The 1,242-nt window shown below is 59.7% G+C and carries 2 pseudogenes; one reads left to right on the forward strand and one right to left on the reverse strand.

The window, feature by feature from the left end:
• A pseudogene (locus tag FOS14_RS24470) lies at positions 1 to 163 on the reverse strand (IS256 family transposase); the annotation flags it as partial.
• Positions 164 to 1,077: 914 nt separating this feature from the next.
• On the opposite strand from FOS14_RS24470, the pseudogene FOS14_RS24480 reads away from it, so the two are divergent.
• Positions 1,078 to 1,242: pseudogene (locus FOS14_RS24480) on the forward strand (IS256 family transposase); the annotation flags it as partial.

A 1,242-nucleotide genomic window follows, 5' to 3' on the forward strand; every position in this document is an offset into this window, starting at 1 on the left:
CAGCCGAGCGGGCGTTCCACTCGGCGCCGCACACAGCGTCGGCATCGGCGGAGAGCAGTGCGTTGATCATGGTCTGCAGCAGCTCGCGCATCAGATCCGGCGACGCGTCAGATAGGGCTTGGCCAAGCAGGCCTGCAGGGTCGACAATATGGGGTGCGGTCATCGCGATGACTCCTCGAGGATTCTTTAGACGGTTGACTCGAAAGATCACGCGGTGGCCGCTCTACATCCGTCAACGACACGGATGTCGGAGACGATCTCGGCCACCGAGTTACACCACTCTATGGGGCACTACTATGTACTCGCGGAGCTTCTTTGATCCGACCGCTCGGCCCTCGTTCAAGAGCTGCTCTACCTCGCTAGTGGCGAGTGTGTTGCCCTCGATTGCCGTGGAGTGGTGGGCCTCGACTGTCCAGATGTCCTTCCAGATATCGGCAGCTTCAATAGGGCTGGGCAGACCGCCAAGACGGTTCCACAGCTCCTCGATCTGTGTGTCGAGGCGACGATAGATCTCTGAGCGCGCGGGCCGTCCGCCAGCCATCTAGTGCCCTCTCGGATTGTGTACGCCTACTAGCAACAAAACGAACGGTTCGAACGCAGTGCACTCACCTGCAGGAACGGAAGCAATTTCGAACTGTACGCTTTGTTTCGCTCATTCGTACACTTTCGACCTTCGTCAAGCCTGGTGCGGTCAGAACGGCATGGTCTCGATCGAGTGAGCAGATTCGATCACTTGGACGTATTGCCCCGCGCTGACTTCAGGGCCTCTTGGACCTCGGACTTGTCAACGTCGTACAGCCCCAGGCGTTGCGCATCCACCTCTCCCCTCCCGCCGGTCTGGAGCCTCGTCGTCATGCGCCCAAAAACCAGTAGTCCATACTCTCACCGTGACATCCGTTGAGCTCAGTGACTGGAATGCCCGCGAAGAAATCGCCGAGGCAATGAGTAGTGCCCCATAGAGTGGTGTAACTCGGTGGCCGAGATCGTCTCCGACATCCGTGTCGTTGACGGATGTAGAGCGGCCACCGCGTGATCTTTCGAGTCAACCGTCTAAAGAATCCTCGAGGAGTCATCGCGATGACCGCACCCCATATTGTCGACCCTGCAGGCCTGCTTGGCCAAGCCCTATCTGACGCGTCGCCGGATCTGATGCGCGAGCTGCTGCAGACCATGATCAACGCACTGCTCTCCGCCGATGCCGACGCTGTGTGCGGCGCCGAGTGGAACGCCCGCTCGGCTGAG

Origin of the sequence: Skermania sp. ID1734 (assembly GCF_007489285.1) — a bacterium.
In the GTDB taxonomy this organism is placed as follows: domain Bacteria; phylum Actinomycetota; class Actinomycetes; order Mycobacteriales; family Mycobacteriaceae; genus ID1734.